General features: G+C 51.1%; 19 protein-coding genes and 1 pseudogene. 6 read left to right on the top strand and 14 right to left on the bottom strand.

The window, feature by feature from the left end; all coding sequences use genetic code 11:
- Nucleotides 1-50: 50 nt before the first annotated feature.
- From RRF55_RS03610 to RRF55_RS03575, 8 genes are all read right to left on the bottom strand, one after another.
- On the bottom strand, nucleotides 51-671 hold the full coding sequence (locus tag RRF55_RS03610) for a LysE family translocator (RefSeq protein ID WP_023316872.1): 621 nt from the start codon (nucleotides 669-671) through the stop codon (nucleotides 51-53).
- Nucleotides 672-876: 205 nt separating this feature from the next.
- Nucleotides 877-1983, bottom strand: a complete 1107-nt coding sequence (locus RRF55_RS03605; protein ID WP_004224873.1) for a PTS fructose transporter subunit IIC — start codon at nucleotides 1981-1983, stop codon at nucleotides 877-879.
- Nucleotides 1984-2025: 42 nt separating this feature from the next.
- Nucleotides 2026-2337 (bottom strand): PTS fructose transporter subunit IIB, encoded by a 312-nt coding sequence (locus tag RRF55_RS03600; RefSeq protein ID WP_004176139.1) that lies wholly within the window; start codon nucleotides 2335-2337, stop codon nucleotides 2026-2028.
- Nucleotides 2338-2393: 56 nt separating this feature from the next.
- Nucleotides 2394-2864: a PTS sugar transporter subunit IIA gene (locus RRF55_RS03595; protein WP_032414946.1), complete on the bottom strand. Its 471-nt coding sequence runs from the start codon at nucleotides 2862-2864 to the stop codon at nucleotides 2394-2396.
- Nucleotides 2865-2979: 115 nt separating this feature from the next.
- Entirely contained in the window at nucleotides 2980-3660 is a 681-nt protein-coding gene (gene alsE, locus RRF55_RS03590; RefSeq protein ID WP_004179925.1) for a D-allulose 6-phosphate 3-epimerase, read from the bottom strand.
- A gap of 20 nt (nucleotides 3661-3680) precedes the next feature.
- Complete coding sequence (locus RRF55_RS03585; protein WP_004176135.1) at nucleotides 3681-4943, bottom strand: PTS ascorbate transporter subunit IIC; 1263 nt, start codon at nucleotides 4941-4943, stop codon at nucleotides 3681-3683.
- A 30-nt stretch (nucleotides 4944-4973) separates the two neighbouring features.
- Complete coding sequence (locus tag RRF55_RS03580) at nucleotides 4974-5240, bottom strand: PTS sugar transporter subunit IIB (protein ID WP_004176134.1); 267 nt, start codon at nucleotides 5238-5240, stop codon at nucleotides 4974-4976.
- 11 nt (nucleotides 5241-5251) lie between these two features.
- Nucleotides 5252-5689, bottom strand: a complete 438-nt coding sequence (locus RRF55_RS03575) for a PTS sugar transporter subunit IIA (RefSeq protein WP_004179927.1) — start codon at nucleotides 5687-5689, stop codon at nucleotides 5252-5254.
- A 216-nt stretch (nucleotides 5690-5905) separates the two neighbouring features.
- Here RRF55_RS03575 and RRF55_RS03570 point away from each other — a divergent pair, with 216 nt between their 5' ends.
- Nucleotides 5906-6958, top strand: a complete 1053-nt coding sequence (locus RRF55_RS03570) for a LacI family DNA-binding transcriptional regulator (protein ID WP_017880184.1) — start codon at nucleotides 5906-5908, stop codon at nucleotides 6956-6958.
- 110 nt (nucleotides 6959-7068) lie between these two features.
- Here RRF55_RS03570 and RRF55_RS03565 read toward each other — a convergent pair whose 3' ends face one another.
- Nucleotides 7069-7287: a hypothetical protein gene (locus tag RRF55_RS03565; protein WP_074188185.1), complete on the bottom strand. Its 219-nt coding sequence runs from the start codon at nucleotides 7285-7287 to the stop codon at nucleotides 7069-7071.
- A gap of 216 nt (nucleotides 7288-7503) precedes the next feature.
- On the opposite strand from RRF55_RS03565, the gene oxlT reads away from it, so the two are divergent.
- Nucleotides 7504-8802, top strand: a complete 1299-nt coding sequence (gene oxlT, locus RRF55_RS03560; RefSeq protein ID WP_099663903.1) for an oxalate/formate MFS antiporter — start codon at nucleotides 7504-7506, stop codon at nucleotides 8800-8802.
- 37 nt (nucleotides 8803-8839) lie between these two features.
- Here oxlT and RRF55_RS03555 read toward each other — a convergent pair.
- Nucleotides 8840-8920 (bottom strand): annotated as a pseudogene (locus RRF55_RS03555) (GNAT family N-acetyltransferase); the annotation flags it as partial.
- Between the two features lie 159 nt (nucleotides 8921-9079).
- On the opposite strand from RRF55_RS03555, the gene RRF55_RS03550 reads away from it, so the two are divergent.
- Both RRF55_RS03550 and RRF55_RS03545 read left to right on the top strand, forming a co-directional pair.
- A complete protein-coding gene (locus tag RRF55_RS03550; RefSeq protein WP_023278981.1) occupies nucleotides 9080-11335 on the top strand; it encodes a hypothetical protein in 2256 nt (751 codons plus the stop codon).
- A complete protein-coding gene (locus tag RRF55_RS03545; RefSeq protein ID WP_223176065.1) occupies nucleotides 11332-12003 on the top strand; it encodes a hypothetical protein in 672 nt (223 codons plus the stop codon). Before RRF55_RS03550 ends, RRF55_RS03545 begins: the two co-directional genes overlap by 4 nt.
- A gap of 16 nt (nucleotides 12004-12019) precedes the next feature.
- Here the strand turns inward: RRF55_RS03545 and RRF55_RS03540 are convergent, their stop codons facing one another.
- On the bottom strand, nucleotides 12020-12598 hold the full coding sequence (locus tag RRF55_RS03540) for a GNAT family N-acetyltransferase (RefSeq protein WP_074182352.1): 579 nt from the start codon (nucleotides 12596-12598) through the stop codon (nucleotides 12020-12022).
- Between the two features lie 70 nt (nucleotides 12599-12668).
- Nucleotides 12669-12857: a hypothetical protein gene (locus tag RRF55_RS03535; protein WP_004148407.1), complete on the bottom strand. Its 189-nt coding sequence runs from the start codon at nucleotides 12855-12857 to the stop codon at nucleotides 12669-12671.
- 338 nt (nucleotides 12858-13195) lie between these two features.
- Between RRF55_RS03535 and RRF55_RS03530 the strand changes: the two genes are divergently transcribed.
- Complete coding sequence (locus RRF55_RS03530) at nucleotides 13196-13774, top strand: TetR/AcrR family transcriptional regulator (RefSeq protein ID WP_032414952.1); 579 nt, start codon at nucleotides 13196-13198, stop codon at nucleotides 13772-13774.
- Here the strand turns inward: RRF55_RS03530 and RRF55_RS03525 are convergent.
- Complete coding sequence (locus RRF55_RS03525; protein ID WP_004184110.1) at nucleotides 13750-14850, bottom strand: iron-containing redox enzyme family protein; 1101 nt, start codon at nucleotides 14848-14850, stop codon at nucleotides 13750-13752. The two genes, RRF55_RS03530 and RRF55_RS03525, sit on opposite strands and share 25 nt — an antisense overlap.
- Before the next feature lie 201 nt (nucleotides 14851-15051).
- Here RRF55_RS03525 and RRF55_RS03520 point away from each other — a divergent pair, with 201 nt between their 5' ends.
- Nucleotides 15052-15966, top strand: a complete 915-nt coding sequence (locus RRF55_RS03520) for a DMT family transporter (protein WP_004148410.1) — start codon at nucleotides 15052-15054, stop codon at nucleotides 15964-15966.
- Between the two features lie 40 nt (nucleotides 15967-16006).
- On the opposite strand, the gene RRF55_RS03515 is transcribed toward RRF55_RS03520, so the two are convergent.
- A complete protein-coding gene (locus RRF55_RS03515) occupies nucleotides 16007-17239 on the bottom strand; it encodes an MFS transporter (RefSeq protein ID WP_002905221.1) in 1233 nt (410 codons plus the stop codon).
- Between the last annotated feature and the right edge of the window lie 6 nt (nucleotides 17240-17245).

Raw genomic sequence — 17245 nt, 5'->3', positions numbered from 1 at the left:
CGGGTTGCTCATTTTTTAAGGCAAAAACAGGGGCATACGCCCCTGCGTGACTACCGCCGACTCATGGCCAGCTTCGCGGCAAACAACAGAAACAGGCAGCCGGTCGTTCGGTCCATCCATTTCACTACGGCCGGTTTTTTCAGGATGCCGGCGGCATAGCGAGTGGCGGTAATCAGCGTTAACGACCACAGCGTCCCTATCAATACATGGATAGCGACCAGGAGAAAAGTCCAGCTCACGGGTGAATGCCCGGCGGGGATAAACTGAGGTAAAAACGAAACGTAGAAAACACCCATTTTGGGATTAAGCACATTCCCCAGCATCCCACGCAGAAACCAGTTACTGGTGGTAGTGGATTCTGCCGGAGTGGTGTTAAATTGCTGGCGCGGGCGCAGAAGCAACTGGATGCCCAGCCAGCAAAGGTATCCTGCTCCGCACCATTTCAATAAGGTATAAGCCAACTCAGAAACCGCCAGTAGCGCACCTAAACCAAAGGCCACCAGCGCGCCCCAGATAAAGCACCCGAGATCGATGCCTAACGCGGCATGCAAGGCTTTGCGTCCCCCTTCAGCAGTCGCCGTGCGGAGAATAAGAGCAGTATCAAGACCTGGCGTCAGGGTAAGCAGTGTAGCAGCGAGGGTGTAAGCAAGAAGTGAATCAGTGACGAGCATTTCCTGTCTCCGAAAGAGACAAGGCTACTGAAGGGTTCACATTTTTGCAACAAGATTATTTCCCCTGATCTTCTGCTTACCCTGCTCCATTTTTCTTCGGGGATGACAGATGCAAAGGGTAGCCCATGACTAAGTAATGCTTAGTCATGGGCTGATGTTCTTACAGGAAGAGCTTAATGTTGATTTAAAATAACCCTGGGATACGTTAGCTCACTTTAATATCATCCAGGTCGATATCCTCTTCTTCGTAATCATTATCAACAATCACGTCGCGAGGGATATCTTTTTTGATGACGGCATAGACCGTGGCGGTAACAACGATATTCACCAGCAGGGCCATGATGCCTGCCATCGGATGTGACATCGTGGGGATCATCAGTACTCCGCCAAAAGGAACCGTCGCATCCGCACCATAGACCATGGTGACCGCCCCGCCGCACGCGCCGCCGATAGCCGCCGCCGCGATACCGCGCACAATATCATTCATGACGATCGGGATAGAACCCTCAACGATATTCACAATCCCCATCGGAACCGCTGATTTTAAGGTTTCCACTTCTTCACGGTTATAGATATTTTTACGCAGCAGTTTGGCAATAAAGAAAGCCAGGCCAAATCCGATAGGCGTAGCGGTGTTAACTAACTGAAGTGCGGTAATGGGTTCATTTATCCCCTGCGCCTGGAGGGTCAGCACGAAAGCAAAGCATGTCTTATTCAGCGGGCCGCCAAAGTCAATGATACACAATGCGCCTATGACTGCGCCTAACACCAAATTCGAAGACGTGCCCATGCTTCTCAGGAAAGACGTAAGCGCTTCCGTAAAGATACCGATAGGCGTACCGATGATATAGACCATAATCAGGCAGCTGATAATGGAGGCAAAAAAGGGAACGATCAGCGTCGGCATCAACCCGCGGGCCCAGTCAGGCACCTTGACGTTTTTAATGATCGCCAGCGCAATATACCCCGCAATATAGCCACCAATCATCCCACCGATAAAGCCTGCGCTTATAGTATTCGCCGCCAGCCCGACGACAAATCCTGGCGCGATGCCTGGTTTGCCGGCGATCGAGCCAGATATTCCCACGGCAATCACCACCGGCAACAGCCCAAGCGCCTTGGCGCCCAGGGTGGCCATCGCCTGCCATACATCAAATTGTCCCGGAGTTAACGTGTCCTGCACCGTTCCGCCAAGCCCCATACCGATGGCGATAATAAACCCAGAACCACAGACAATGGGGATCAGAAACGAGATAGCGGTCAGCAGATGTCCTTTAGGGTTTGCTGCTTGCCATATTTGTTTTAGAGACATAAGTCACGCCCTTTAATGTAGAGTCGCCAGGCCGAAATAAAATTATGAATTGACTATTTCACTGAGTTTTTCAATCAACTTATTGGGGGATTTGACTGCCGTTTCCGTCGCGACTTTAACGACTTTTTTGCCGGCAAATCTCTCCTCGCCCGTTACTTTGACATCGGCAGCAAGCAGGACAATATCTGCTGCGGCAATCTCATCAGCGGTTAACGGGTTCTCAATGCCGATGGTTCCTTGCGTCTCGATTTTAACGTTATGTCCGGCTTTTTTAGCCGCAGTTTCAATTTTCTTTTGTGCAATATAGGTATGTGCAATCCCCACCGTGCAGGCGGTAACGCCGACAATATTCATAATGTTTCTCCGTTAATTAATTTAATAAATTACTAATCGATATTAGCAAGTTGGTATTAAGCATCGGCGTTTTCTGTTTCTGAATTGAAAAGCGCAATGATTTTATGTGGATCAGATTCAACAAGTAATTTAGCGATAATGTCTTCATCCGCCAGTGACCCAGACACTTGTGCCAACAGGCGAATATGGGTGGCATTTTGATCCACCAGGCAAACCGCAAATAAAATAACACAGCGGACATCGCTGCCATCCATGGTCTCCCAGGGAATGGCATGTTGCGTGCGTCCGATGGCTAATGCGGTACGGTAAACACCGGAAGATTTACCATGTGGAATAGCGATATGGTTTTCAAAACCGGTAGAGCCTAGCTCCTCGCGTAACCAGACATCACGAATAAAGTCTTCCTTATTGGTGACGGCGCCATCCTGGATAAGTAAATCGGTGAGTTCTTCTATCACCTCTTCTTTGGTTCTGGCGGTCATATTTAACTTGATGTTTTTAACATTAAGCACTGTCGAAATATCCATGATTCACCCGCATTCATATAGAGTAGTCGTTAAATAACAAACCAGCATCGCTGGCGTGATGCAGATCTTTTAAGGCTTATTCAAATACACACTTTGGTTCGAAGAGAAATAACCGTTATGCAGCGACAGTTTCCCGCTGGAAGATCTCGATCATTCTGTCCCACGCCTGGCTGACATCCTCATGGAGCGAAAACAGACCCGATGTGCCGACGATAAAGACATCTACCCCGGATTCAGCAATCTGACCGAAGGTTTTCTCATTGCAAGAGCCATCAATTTCCGTCAGATAGTGATAGCCATTATTTTTGCGCATGTTGATGAGCTTTCTAATCTTGTTCAGCGACTCAGGAATAAACTTTTGTCCGGCATAGCCAGGGTCAACCGACATGACCGTCACTTTATCCAGCAGATGCGCATATTCGGCAATGCTTTCTGCCGGTGTCGCCGGGTTCAGCACCACCCCGCACTTTTTGCCCGCATCCTTGATCTGATTCAGCAGGCGGAATATTTTGTTATTCGCCGTCTCGGGATGAAAGCTGATGATATCGGCGCCGGCCTCGAGACACATGGGAATGATATCTTCCGGATGATTCACCATCAGATGAACATCAATGGGCACAGTAGTAATTTTTTTCAGATTCTCAATAAAAAAGGGAGACAGTGTGATATTGCGGACGTAATTGCCATCCATTATATCAACATGGTAAAAATCCGCTTTTTTATTCATTGCCGTGATCTGCTCTTTGAACTGCGTTAAATCCATGCACATCAGTGACGGTGAAAATTTAGCGCTCATAAACCACCTCCGATAAATAGTTAGTTAAACATTGCGATGATATGACCCAGCACGATGCCGACAACGCCAAAGTCTGCGTCTCCAAAGGTTGTGGAGCCCAGTCCCATATCCCCCATCATGGGCAAGAGAATGGCAGGCAGGAACGAAATGAGCAGACCGTGAGCAAAAGCCCCTACCACCGCCCCGCGACGTCCGCCGGTAATGTTGCCGTAAACCCCCGCTGTGGCCCCGCAGAAAAAGTGGGGAACCAGGCCCGGGACGATGACGCTCAAGCCGAACAGCGGGCAGAGGAACATACTGACCAGTCCTGCGACAAAGCTTGCGAGGAAGCCGACGATGACGGCATTCGGAGCGAAGGGAAACACCGTCGGACAGTCCAGCGCCGGCTTCGCGTCTTTAACCAGTTTGTCCGCAATCCCTTTAAACGCCGGGACGATCTCGGCAATCACCATCCGAACCCCGGCGAGGATGATATAAACTCCTGCAGCAAACGTGAGGGACTGAATAATGGCGAAGATAATAAAGTTCTGACCAGCGCTCAGGGTCTCCTCGACAAAGGATTTGCCCGCAACGAGCACCAGCACCAGAAACAGAATCATCATGGTGAGAGAGATGGCCACCGATGAGTCGCGAAGGAAATTGAGCGACTTAGGTACTTTGATCTCTTCAATCGAGGGACTACCTTTACCAATAATTTTGCCCACCAGCGCGGACAGCAGGTAGCCAATAGATCCAAAATGCCCGAGCGCCAGATCGTCGGTGTTGGTTATTTTACGGGTAAACGGCTGCAAGATAGCCGGGGAGATGACCATCATCGCACCGAGAATAACCGCCCCGATGGCCACCACCCATCCCCCTGACAAGCCCCCTACAGACAGGATAACCGCCAGCATCGCAGCCATATAAAGCGTATGATGTCCGGTCAGAAAGATGTACTTTAATGGCGTTAGACGCGCCAGGGCGATATTGATCAGCATGCCCAATACCATAATGGTGGCGGTTTCCGTGCCGTAATTCTTCTGCGCCAGAGCGGCCATGGCATCAGTGTTGGGCACCACGCCCTGAATATGGAAAGAATGTTCAAATAACTGGCTAAAGATGGTTAACGTATAGGCTATAATACCGGCGCCGGCGGTCAATATGACAAAACCCATGATGGTTTTCAGCGTGCCTGAAATAACGTCTGAAATTCCTTTTTTTTGCAACAGCAGACCGATCAGTGAAAATAAACCAACCAGTATCGCCGGTGTTCCTAGCACATCATAAATAAGAAAATGAAGCATGTTTAACTCCACGAATCAGATAGCCGTTGCTTAAATGTTTTCTGCTAAAATTTCTTTAATTTTATTGTTATCAAGTAAATTACTTAATCCAACGACCTTTGCAGAGTGACTGCTAAGATGTTCTGCAATGTCTTTGGCGCTGAGAATAAGATCGGCAGTTTCGCTTTTTGCCGACGTCAGATCGGTATGTGCGACTTCAGCTTCTTTATTCATTTCGGCAAGGATCTTTTTGACATTCATTTCAACGATGAAGCTGCTGCCCAAACCATTACCGCACACGATAAGCACTTTTTTCATTCTGTTTTCCTTCAGTCAATAACGGCCTGAATCGCCTTGCTATCATCGGCATTTAACAATCGGTGTAACTTTTGCTGATCGCTAAAGATTTCAGCCAGTTCACCGATCATCGTGATATGTTCATTCCCGGAACGAGCGCATAGCATGATTACCACGTATATCGGATCGTTCTCTTCCGAGCCGAACGACACCCCTTCTTTAATATGAAGTAGCGATAATCCATTTCTTAATACCCCCTGTTCAGGACGGGCATGAGGCATCGCCAAGCCGGGAGCTAATACGTAATAGGGCCCAAGTTCTTTATGGCTTTGCAAAATCGCCTCAATATACGACCCGGCTATATACCCTTGCATCAGCAAGGGTTCTGCTGCAAGTCGAACGGCATTTTCCCAGCTATCTATTGAGTTAATGACTTTAATTTTATCCGGGGTTAACCAGTCTCTGATCATATGCTCTCCCGAGGGGTCTATGTGCTGCACTATAAACAGCTAAATAAAATGCAACTGTGATACACCTCCCAAAGTTAGCGCTAACAAAGAAAAATGTTAAAAAGTGCGTTACCGCTAACACTGGCTATAATGTGCTTTCCCCCTCGCTGTGGTAAGTTATAATGCGATTCGCAGATATACTTTCGTTATATTTTATTTTTCAAACGGTTGGTGATTTTGGTGAAGAGTTTAGACGCGGACGGTAGCCCGAAAGAAAAACGACGTAAAGGAACGGGTAAGATAACCCTGACCGAGGTGGCTGAGTTTGTCGGTGTGAGCGCCATGACCGTCTCGCGAGCGCTGAGAATGCCTGAAAAAGTGAATCCTGAGCTTCGCGATCGCATCGATGCGGCCGTCAGTCAACTCGGCTATGTCCCTAATCTGCAGGCACGTAATCTGGCGTCGGTCCATTCCGATCTTATTCTCGCCGTCGTTCCCACCTTCTCTTCGCCGGGTTTTTTGCCGGTCTCTGAAGCGCTGCAAAAAGTGCTGACCGAACGCGGATATACCATGATGTTTATGGAATCCGGGCATGACGGTCAAAGTGAACAAAAGACGTTTGAAAAAATGCTCGCCTATAACCCGGCGGCCATTATTCAGTTCAATATCGATACCATTGAGAGCTGCACCCAGCTGCTGGCCAACGTGGATGTTCCTATTCTGGAAATTGGCGCGCTAAATACCCACCCTGTGGGTATGTGCATCGGCGTGGATTACGGTAAGGCCGTAAAACAGCTCGTGACTCATCTGGCCGACGCCTCATTAAAAAACATCGCACTGCTCTGTACCCCGGCTAATAACACAATGTTTCGCCAGTTGCTGAGCGGATGGAATACGGCGATGCTCGCTCTGAACCGCTCCCCGCACCGGGTGGTAACCACGCATTTGCCATCCACCATCGCCACAGGCGTCAATATATTCAAGGATATGATGATTACCTGGGGCGATCTGGATGCGTTAATTTGCACGTCGGATGAAATGGCCTGTGGATGTATGATGGCCTGCCACAGTGCCGGCATTAAGGTGCCCAATACCGTAGCCATTGCGAGTTTAGGCGGAGGAGTGTTATCGACAGTCTGTTCCCCTGCCCTGACAACCGTTGAGTTTCCCTGGCATGACATTGGGGTGAAAGCCGGTAAAGCCCTTCTCGAACTGCTTAACGATAAGCCTGGTGAAAAGTTCATTGAAATTCCGTCAGTGCTCAAAGTCCGGGCCAGTACCGCGGCATGAGTTTAATATAGGGCGATAAGGCTTCCCCTATCTAGTATCTGTGTGTGGTAGCCAGGGTTTCTACCAGGAAGAATGTCTCTCTGCGAGAGTCCATACAATAAATGCCCAGCTCATAAAGCAAAAAATAGTCGGGACAGTAGCGTTTTTTCGCTACTAAGCGGGTAAACCGCCAGCCTCATTTCCCGTTTATCTTGCCAGCCGCCCCAGGCGGTGATTTCGTAGCCTCGACCCGCCTGGGCGGCTTTGCACTGAAGTCCGTCTAGCGCCAGTTCAGGGTATACGATGTCTCCTACGCCAGTTAGCAGGCAAAGCGCACCGCGATAATTCATTTGCACCGCCCTGGTGCCGCACATTCACCATGCCGCCCCCCGTCAGACATGCCCCCATTACATTAACCAGTTGAATATAAGAAGTTATTTTATATGGCACGTTTAATGCTCTTCGCTTGTATACCGCAATGTGGACAAGAACGTATGCCATATGGCCACAACAGGTCGCCAGTCTGCGGTCGCAACCTTCCCCTTTCTGTGAGGCATCCAGGGTGGATGCGTTTCACGGAAGCCTGCTTACTGAAAACGGAGAACAACATGACGACACTCAGCGAACCGCTGGTTACCCCGCAATATGGCAAGTGGCGCCAGCTGGTGCTGGGCCTGATCTGTATGGCCGCTATCTCCAGTCCGCAATATGTCTGGACGCTGTTGACAAAACCCCTGGCCGCCAAACTTGGCGTCGGTCTGCCAGAATTGCAGGTCACCTTCTCGCTGCTGATTATCCTGCAGACTTTCTTTTCCCCTTTTCAAGGGCGGTTAGTGGAAAAATTTGGCCCACGGCGGCTGATCGCTATTGGCACGGTGATGGCGGGAATGAGCTGGGTGCTTTCCGCGCAGGTGAATGGCCTGGCAACGCTCTGGCTGGTTTATGGCTGCATGGGCGGCCTCGGGACCGGGATCGTCTACATCGGCGTTGTCGGCCTGATGGTCAAATGGTTCCCACAGCAGCGGGGGTTTGCCGCCGGCGCGGTGGCGGCGGGCTACGGGATGGGGGCCATCATAACCACCTTCCCCATCTCCCTGTCGCTGACCACTAACGGCCTTGAACACACGATGACGACTTTCGGGATCCTTTTCGCCCTCGTCGGCTTCCTCGCCAGTCAGGGGCTGAAGCTGCCGCCCCTTGCTGTCTCCCAGCCCGTCAGTCAGACGGTGGTGCAGAGCAGCAGATCGTTTACTTCCCGGGAAATGCTGCGCCAGCCGCTGTTCTGGCTGATGTTCGCCATGATGGCGATGATGTCGACTTCCGGGCTGATGGTCACTTCGCAGATGGCGGTGTTCGCCGAGGATTTCGGCATTAGCCAGGCGGTGGTGTTTGGCATGGCGGCGCTGCCGCTGGCGTTAACGATAGACCGCTTTACCAACGGCTTAACCCGGCCGCTGTTTGGGTTTATTTCCGACCGCTTCGGCCGCGAGCAAACCATGTTTATCGCCTTTGCGCTGGAGGGGGTAGCGATGATGCTCTGGCTGGCGTTCCGGGAAGATCCGCTGCTGTTTGTCCTGCTCTCCGGGGTGGTGTTCTTTGGCTGGGGGGAGATCTTCTCGCTCTTCCCGTCGACGCTCACCGATACGTTCGGCAGCGAGCATGCCGCCAGCAACTATGGCTGGCTGTATATTTCGCAGGGCATCGGGTCAATCTTTGGCGGTCCGCTGGCGGCACTGCTCTATCAGCACACTCACGGCTGGCATGTGGTCTTCAGCTGCGCGATTGGCCTTGATTTTGTCACCGCCGCCCTCGCGCTGTGGGTGCTAAAACCGTGGCGCGCGCGCTTTATCCGCCAGCACAGCTAACTGCAGCGCTGACAGAAGTGACGGCTCGCCCGTCACTTCACTGATATTCGCTGCGCAGCAGCGCGTACAGGTACTCATCGCCCCACTCACCTTTAAAAAAGATATTCTGCCGGTAATATTACTTTCGTTCTCAGGTAATGAAAATCATAGCGTTGATAACGTCAGCTAATAAATTCATTCAAGTTATTTTTTTATTTAACAACGCACAGTACTTAATTAATTAAAATTACGCTATTCTGTACTTTTATAGCCTCAACAAAGCAGACAGGGAGTCAGCATGATAATAAGCCCGCCATTTATACGTCCCCGGAATGAAGGAGAATGTGATGCATCATGGGTGGAAAGAATGATACCCACTGATTTAAACCGGGATTTTCCTGTAAACAGATCCGGATCATGGCATGGCGGTGTACATGTTCTCCACACCGACAATCCTGATGAAGGTTATAATCGCATCGAATTTGTACGTGCGATTGCAGATGGAGAAGTTGTCTCTTTCAGGGCGCCGTCAAACACAGAAAGACGGGATGCATTCCCGCTGAATATTAATGGCAGAACTGATGATGGATATATTCTGCTAAAGCATAAAACCGAGATCGGGGAAAGTTGTAGCGTCGTCTATTACTCCCTGTATATGCACCTCAGAGACCGACTGAGTCCCGCAATAAGGGAGGGAGGCAAAGTCTGGCGCAAGGATCGCATAGGACAGAATGGGATGGTGGATGAAAATAATGCCTTTCACTTTCAGATTTTCTGTGACAATGAAAACATGTTGAAACTAACCGGACGCATGCTACCCGAACTCGATGTCACCCGCGATGGCAGAACCGATACCGTTTATGGTGATATTCATTTTTATCTGCCCGCTGGGACACGGTTTTACGAATCTGTAGCTGACGCAGCCTCAGCAGATACCGACCGCCTAAATCTCGTTCATACCAGTGCCGAAGCTCTGTTTGTCAGTATGACCTTCGAAAAAGGTGACTGTTCGATGATTACTCGTAGGCAGAATATCACCATCGGGGCACACTTCGATACGGTGGGAGAGCCTCTAGTAAACATAGATGCTAACCAAATTGACGACATAAGAAGATTAGGTCTGAAATATGAATACAATCTATACTGGACAGCCAAACGTCTGTACCCGCAGAATCCCTCTGCGGGCTTTGAACTACTCCGCTTTGGTCGGATTATTAGTACTGAATATGAAACTCTCATCCCTGCCATCGCCCCGTTGTGGCGTACTGTCAACTTCCCCGGAGGCTCAGGGCTTGTAAATCTGGCCTCTTCTGACATCAAAAAATTCAGTGATGCCGACTTCCCGCACTGGACGGGCTGGCGAATGGTGGACGATGACATGGACAATAACAGCCAGTGTAATTCCGCCTTTATCACGGGATTACAGGAGAGTGGGAACCTTAGCGATCTGAGCAGCCGTCTGGTTTGTCATTTTCCACTCGAATGGAACGCCGACACTTTTGAACAGCGTTATTCCTGGCTAAAAAACAATAACGACGATACTCAAGCTATGTCTGATGAGGACTATGAGCGGTTGAAAAGTCATGTTTTAGCACTGTGCTTTGATACGGGCACGCTTGGCACAGGTCGACTATGGCATTTTCATCCAGTGGCCTTCATTACCCATTTTCGCAGGTGCTGCTGGCTTAGCAAATCAGAATTGAAGCAAATTGTTCCGCGCAATCTGTTAAGAATGGCGGGACAGAATGATTATCGATGGGAAGCCATCATCTACCGGGATGGCGTCGGAAGCCTTGCGGATAATATCCGCACGCACATTAACAGAGCAATGCAGAAACACCTGATAACCACCCCACTCCGACTCGCTTGCTTTCTGGGAAACGGGATTCAGGAGACGGGGTGGCTGGGAACAATGGAGGAAGGTTATCGCTATACGGAAAGGGATCCACGCACGCATCAGATCGTTCGTCGCTATAATATTTGGTACTACCCGTGGTATGGACGAGGCCTGTTACAGCTAACCAGCCCACTAAATTATTTCGAATATTTTAGCTTCAGAGGACGAGTATATCCTGTAAACATCAAAGATACTCTGATAAATGAATATAATCGTCTTTATTCACACCGGGGCATTCGCTACACCGACAATCACCTATCTGATACAGAAAACCACATTCCTGAGAACATTATTAGCTGGAGGGATAATGTCAGCAGCGATAACCATGAGGCGACTAGCAGTGCAGGATTTTACTGGGCGTCAAGAAATATGGCATATTACGCTGATAACGAACATATACTCGAGCGATGTAGCGTCAATACCAGAAGAAACGGGGTGAAAATTTACTATCGTAGTCAGGCCTTCTGGCAAGCCAGTGCCGCCGTTAATTTACCCGCACAAATTGATAATGAACAATATCAAGGATTAAATGGTTTTAATGAACGCTGCTGCGCATACGGTAGTGCGATAGCCGTACTTACTGAGCAAAAATTCCCGGACAGCAATAACTTTTTGGTTAATGAAGAACCCGAATCAGAACAGTTAAGGAGAGGATGATGAGGGGGGTTATAATTTTACTAATATTGATATTTTTATCACAAAAAGCCGTAAGCTCCATCACACCGGCAATACATGTACCCTCTGACTTCAATAAAAACAGGTTTGTTAATTATAATAACGCCATATCTAATGGTAGCGGGAATAACACATGTGATAAAGTTGCATTTAAAAACTATTATCCGAGTGAATACACATCATTAAAAATAAAAAACCCACCGTTTAACACTTGGTTTTGTTGGTTTTCTGTCGATGTCATCCATGATGGATACGGCCCAAACAGGTTGCTTCCTGAAAAAGTCTACTTTGATGAAAAAACAGGAATATGGAAAAAGAAAAAATACACTTTGAGTAAAGAAAGTATCCAGCGCTCTAAGGATGTCTATGGCATTGTTAACCTTAGCGAGTTGCAGCCTGTACATCTGTATAATATTCAGACAATTAATGCGCATGGATATGCAGTCATTGATAACAACGTTTCCTTACAAGAACAAAAGAAAGGAGTGAAGAAAAAATTGTCATTCTGTCTTATACGTGACGAAGCTGCATTCTGTGGTTCAGGGTCGATGATCAATCTTATCGATGGAAAAGAAGTCGACTTTACCCCCTATATGCTCATTTCCCTTGAGACAGTCGAATTGGGTGTTGCAGAGCATAGCCAGAAGTGACGGCTCGCCCGTCACTTCACTGATATTCGCTGCGCAACAGCGCGTACTGGTACTCATCGCCCCACTCGCCTTTAAAAAAGATATTCTGCCGGTAATGCGCCTCGCGACGAAAGCCCAGCCCTTCCAGGAGTTTGATCGCGCCGGTATTGCGGGTGTCTACCACCGCTGTCAGCCGGTGGTAGGCTAACTGTTCAAAGAGTAAGGCCATCACCGCCCGCATGGCTTCCCGGGCATACCCCTGATGCTGATACGCAGGGGAAAAGGTCATCCCCAGCTCGGCCTGTCTGCCGTGATCTAAGAAGTGGATCCCCACATCTCCCGCCAGCGCACCGTTGGCCTGGATCTCTACGGCAAGCTGGAACCAGCTCTCATCCTCAGCAAAGGCCTGCGAACGCTGTTGTTCATAGAAGGCTGTCGCCTCTGTCATGCCGTAGTGGGTCCAGCTCTGAAAGCGGGCCACCTCCGGCAGATTGCGATAATGGCTGAAAGACGGCAGATCTTCCGTTCTGAACCGGCGCAGCAGCAGCCGGGGCGTGGTCAGGGGTAATTTCATTTCTTCTCTTCTTCTCAATGAGACGGGCAATGGCGGGGCCATCTTAACCTGCGCAGCCTCAACCCAGCCATCGCACTTCCTTGTCAATTTAATATAAAGTTAAATTTCGATATTAAAATTTCACAAACCGATAAAACATTACAATAACAAATACGAAAAACAGGGGAACAAGCCAGAGAGGCGTCTCTGGAAAAAAGAGCCCTTGCGCCACGGCGAAGAGGATGGTCAGTACAGCTGGGCCATAAGATGAAATTAACGACCTGAATATTCTTCGCAGCAATCTTTTAATAAGATTCATCATAGTTATCGGATCATCCTGGTAATGATGTCTGTAATACCCTCATTCGATGCCTGTCCTGCTGTAACCGTCTTAGACTTCAGAAATAATGCCTATCAGAAAGTACATCATTCACAGCTTATGTGTATAAAGGTCCGAATAATACGTCGGTTCAGAAACATAAGGACATGACTTGTGTATGTCTACGCAATCTTGTTTTTATTGAGGGAACCGACTCCGCATAAACCGCGGCTGATTTACTTTTTGCCCGTCTGGCGGCAAGATCCGGCATAATGCACCGCTGTCGCAGGACGGCCGTGTCACCGGCAATCGTGACAGCGAACCATTCGACAGGAAAACGCATGAAGCCAAAACAAGCGGACATTCTCCGCCACGCCAGCACGCTGTTTAATCGCGAAGGATATCAGTCGCCCAGCATCGAGCGGATTGCTGAACATGCCGGCATCTCCAAAATGACCTTCTACCGCTATTACGCCGATAAAGAGGCGCTCATTCTGGCTATCCTCAAGCAGAAAGAGAGCGAATTTATGCAGGATCTGGCGCAGATCACCGCGGATAAAGCCAGCGCGCGGGAAAAGCTGTTCGCCGTGTTCGACTACTACCATAGCTGGTTTACCTGCGAAACGTTCCACGGCTGCATGTTTACCCGCGCGCTGTTTGAATATGGCGCGTCATCGCCGGCGATCCGGGAGCAATGCTCCCGATTTAAGTCGCTCCTCTGGCAGTTCTTCCGCGATATCCTCCTGCAGGTGTTAAAACCGGAACCTGCCGAGCGGGTGGCCATGATGATGGTGATGCTCATCGATGGCGCCATCGCCGCCCAGCAGGCCGAGTCCGCCGAATGCCGGGAGATCCCGCCAGGGGTGACCGCCTGGAGCGCGGCCAAAGCGCTTATTTACTCAGAAGGCGGTACGCTGTGAGATGATAAACTGCCGCCCAGCGACTGCAGGGCCGCCAGCAGACAATCATAGTAATCGTTGCAGGTTTGCAGACGCAGCGCGGCGCCAAAGAAGACCTCCTCCATCGCCGCCGGATGTTTTTTGCCAATCGGCACAATCACATTGTTCAGCCAGCCATCCGCATGACCGATGTCGACCGTGATATGTTCGGCATAGTAATGCACGTCGCGCTCGGAAAGCCCAATCCGCCGACAGCCCGCCACCAGTTTTTCATACTGCGGCGGGTCGAGCAGCTCGGTCATCGCCATCACGCCCAGCGATTTGTAGTAATGCTGACGGTTTACGCCGCCCAGCATAAAGGCGTTATACCCGGCCAGCCCCTGCCACTCGTACAAATGGGCAAAATGATTGTCCGGTAAGGCGATATTTCGCCGCTTCAGTAAATCTTTATACAGATTAACGTGGGTGATCTCGGTGCTGCCCTGGCCTATCTCATCCCACAGATTTTGCGCAATCTCAGCGCGGGTTTCCGGCAGCGAGCCCACCAGCCCCATCGCCACCAGATCGAAGAAAAGCAGATTGAGGGCGCTGTCGCTTTTGAAGAAATAGTCGATTTGCGCCGCAGAGGCCTCGCTGGCAAGGAAATCGAACAGCGGATGATGAGACGCCGGGTGCTGCTGGCATAAGGCGCGCAGTTCGTCGACGATATTGCCGGCGTTAAGCATTGGTCTCTGGTGGTGGAAGCGTTTGCTTTCCGCCCGCAGCCACTCAGACTCGATGTAATTTCTGATCCCGGAAAGCAGCGGATGAAACTGATTGGCGGCCGCTGGCGAGAGCGGGTCGGCAAGCCAGGACTGATAGAGAATGAACAGCGCGTGGTGCGCACGCTTTTTGGCCTGTGGATCGTCAGCGGAGAAGGCGCGGATGCAGGTATTCTCAGTGAGATGCCAGGCTCTGTCGGCCACCAGCGGGTTGGCCGTCAGCTTCAGCGACAGCGCGTTGCTGTGCAAAAGCTGGTCAATTAACTCATCCAGCGCCAGCCTGGCCATCACCGCGGTCTGGTCGCTTCCAATCACCCCATTATCTGTGTTACGCATGATTTATCCCTGTGAAATACATGGCTACTATACGGTATAGTACCGTCCATGATGCGGCAACGTAAATTTCACACGCGCTTTCAATTTACTGTTTATTAAAGAATTTAAATGAATACAATAAAAACCACTAAAATATTATTGATATTATAAAAACAATAACATTACCATTCAGTACAGTGACAAACGACACAAGGAATCATCATGCCTTATCTGTTACTGACGCTGGCGGCTCTGTTCTGGGGCGGGAATTATGTTGTCGGGCACGTGCTGGTGCAGGGCGTGGATCCGATCCTGATGACCGAAGCGCGCTGGGCGCTGACGGCGCTGCTGCTGGGCCTCCTCTACCGACGGCAAATCGCCGGCAGTCGCCACCTGCTGCGGGCAAACGCGCCAGCGGTGGTGGTGCTAACCCTCTGCGGCCAGGTCAGTTTCCCGCTCACGCTCTATATTGGCCTGCAAACCACCTCCGCGCTCAACGCCGCCATCTATATGTCCGCCACGCCGAGCATGGTACTGTTGATTAACCGACTGTTTTTTCGCGATCCGGTATCAGGGCGTAACTGGCTTGGAGTGGCTTTTAGCACCCTCGGCGTGATGATCCTCTTATTTCAGGGAAATCCGCTGCACGCCGCCTCTCTGCACACCTTTGCCATCGGCGACCTGTGGGCGATGGGGTCGGCGCTGAGCTGGGCGCTCTACTGTTCGCTGTTACGTCTGAAGGACCGCCGTATCCCGGCGAATGGCTTTGTCGCCGTCAGCTCGCTGCTCGGCGCCCTGATCCTGGTGCCAATCGTCATCTTCTGGCTGATGCGCCACCCGGCGCAGGACTGGGCAGCCTGGCGCGAGCCGTTTTTCCTCAGCGGCCTGGCGTATCTGGTAATTTTCCCATCGTGGCTGGCATACCTGTTCTGGAACAAAGGTATCGCCACCATTGGCGCCACGCGGGGCGAAATTTACACCCACATCATCCCCCTCTCCGGCGGGGTGTTGAGCATCCTGTTCCTGCATACCCAGCCGCATGCCTGGCATCTGTTTAGCGCGCTGTTCATCATGGTGGGGATTGGGATCTGCTCGCTGGAGAAACGCCAGGCGGCGTCTATTCGTCTGCGTGACTAATGTATGCGACCGGGCGCCTGGCCACGCCCGGTCACAAAAGTTAACGGCTGGTGGAGAGCGGCTGGTGATGTCCCGCTCCTGCGGATTGGATCACCCGGCCTTCGCGACCAAAAAAGGTCAGGACGGTAATGACAATCGCCACCGTCCCGGCCACCAGGGCCATTGCCAGGCCGTAGTTATGCCCATGATGCTGGGCGATTGATGCCTGGAGAGTGGCATTCACCGAAGCCAGCAAATTACCCAGCTGGTAGACGAAGCCGGGCAGCACCGCCCGGGTGTTGGCCGGGACCAGTTCATTGAGCCAGGTGGGGATCACCCCCCAGGCCCCCTGGACCATAAACTGCATCAGGAACGCCCCCGCCCCCAGCGCCAGCGAGCCGCTGGCGAAAGCCCACAGTGGAATGACCGGCAGCGCCAGCATGGCGGCGATCATAATCGCTTTGCGTCGGCCAATCTTCTCCGACAGCGAACCGAAGAACACTCCACCAATGATCGAGGCGATGTTATAGCAGACCGCGATGATGCTGACCGTTTTAGGCTCGAAGCCGTGCTGAACTTTCAAAAAGACCGGGTAAAGATCCTGCGTCCCGTGGGAGAAGAAGTTGAAAGCCGCCATCAGCACCACCAGGTACAGGCACAGCTTCCAGTGGCTACGCAGTACCGGCAGCAGGGCCGTACTCTCTTTATTCTGCCTGGCCGCCTGCCAAACCGGAGACTCCTCGACGCAGAAATAGATAAACGGCAGCAGAAGCACCGGCGCGGCGCCAATGACAAACATCCCGCGCCAGCCGAGTTGTTCAAACAGCAGCCCGTAGGCGACGGCCGCCAGCAAATAGCCGAAGGGGTATCCCGCCTGGAACAGGCCGGACATCAGGCCGCGCGAGCGGTCGGGGATCGTCTCCATCGCCAGCGAAGAGGCCACGCCCCAGATCCCGCCCATCGCCACGCCGTACAGCACCCGCAGCAGGAAAAACAGCATCAACGACGGCGCGGCGGCGGAGAGCAGCTCAAAAGCCGAGAAGAACACAATGTTGAGCATCAGGATTGGTTTGCGACCAAACTTCTCCGCCGCCCTGCCGAAAATTAGCGCGCCGACGGGCCGCACGGCCAGAGTCAGCAGAATCGCCAGAGTGACCTCCTCAAGGTCGACATGAAACGAGTGGGCGATATCGCTCAGTAAAAAAACTAACAGGAAAAAGTCGAAAGCATCGAGCGTCCAGCTTAAAAAACTGGCTATCGCCGCATTACGCTGTCGTGAGGTCCAGCCGTGCATCTTGTC

The sequence above is a fragment of the Klebsiella sp. K47 genome (genome assembly GCF_051858335.1).
Lineage (GTDB): Bacteria > Pseudomonadota > Gammaproteobacteria > Enterobacterales > Enterobacteriaceae > Klebsiella > Klebsiella pneumoniae.
The sequence above is the reverse complement of the archived record's forward strand: the minus strand, read 5'-3'. Positions and strand labels throughout refer to the sequence as shown.

Bases quoted from the DNA above. Each gene is read 5' to 3' on its own strand.
- RRF55_RS03610 (WP_023316872.1), bottom strand. From the start codon at position 671: ATGCTCGTCACTGATTCACTTCTTGCTTACACCCTCGCTGCTACACTG.
- RRF55_RS03605 (WP_004224873.1), bottom strand. From the start codon at position 1,983: ATGTCTCTAAAACAAATATGGCAAGCAGCAAACCCTAAAGGACATCTG.
- RRF55_RS03600 (WP_004176139.1), bottom strand. From the start codon at position 2,337: ATGAATATTGTCGGCGTTACCGCCTGCACGGTGGGGATTGCACATACC.
- RRF55_RS03595 (WP_032414946.1), bottom strand. From the start codon at position 2,864: ATGGATATTTCGACAGTGCTTAATGTTAAAAACATCAAGTTAAATATG.
- alsE (WP_004179925.1), bottom strand. From the start codon at position 3,660: ATGAGCGCTAAATTTTCACCGTCACTGATGTGCATGGATTTAACGCAG.
- RRF55_RS03585 (WP_004176135.1), bottom strand. From the start codon at position 4,943: ATGCTTCATTTTCTTATTTATGATGTGCTAGGAACACCGGCGATACTG.
- RRF55_RS03580 (WP_004176134.1), bottom strand. From the start codon at position 5,240: ATGAAAAAAGTGCTTATCGTGTGCGGTAATGGTTTGGGCAGCAGCTTC.
- RRF55_RS03575 (WP_004179927.1), bottom strand. From the start codon at position 5,689: ATGATCAGAGACTGGTTAACCCCGGATAAAATTAAAGTCATTAACTCA.
- RRF55_RS03565 (WP_074188185.1), bottom strand. From the start codon at position 7,287: ATGAATTATCGCGGTGCGCTTTGCCTGCTAACTGGCGTAGGAGACATC.
- oxlT (WP_099663903.1), top strand. From the start codon at position 7,504: ATGCGTTTCACGGAAGCCTGCTTACTGAAAACGGAGAACAACATGACG.
- RRF55_RS03550 (WP_023278981.1), top strand. From the start codon at position 9,080: ATGATAATAAGCCCGCCATTTATACGTCCCCGGAATGAAGGAGAATGT.
- RRF55_RS03545 (WP_223176065.1), top strand. From the start codon at position 11,332: ATGATGAGGGGGGTTATAATTTTACTAATATTGATATTTTTATCACAA.
- RRF55_RS03540 (WP_074182352.1), bottom strand. From the start codon at position 12,598: ATGGCCCCGCCATTGCCCGTCTCATTGAGAAGAAGAGAAGAAATGAAA.
- RRF55_RS03535 (WP_004148407.1), bottom strand. From the start codon at position 12,857: ATGATGAATCTTATTAAAAGATTGCTGCGAAGAATATTCAGGTCGTTA.
- RRF55_RS03530 (WP_032414952.1), top strand. From the start codon at position 13,196: ATGAAGCCAAAACAAGCGGACATTCTCCGCCACGCCAGCACGCTGTTT.
- RRF55_RS03525 (WP_004184110.1), bottom strand. From the start codon at position 14,850: ATGCGTAACACAGATAATGGGGTGATTGGAAGCGACCAGACCGCGGTG.
- RRF55_RS03520 (WP_004148410.1), top strand. From the start codon at position 15,052: ATGCCTTATCTGTTACTGACGCTGGCGGCTCTGTTCTGGGGCGGGAAT.
- RRF55_RS03515 (WP_002905221.1), bottom strand. From the start codon at position 17,239: ATGCACGGCTGGACCTCACGACAGCGTAATGCGGCGATAGCCAGTTTT.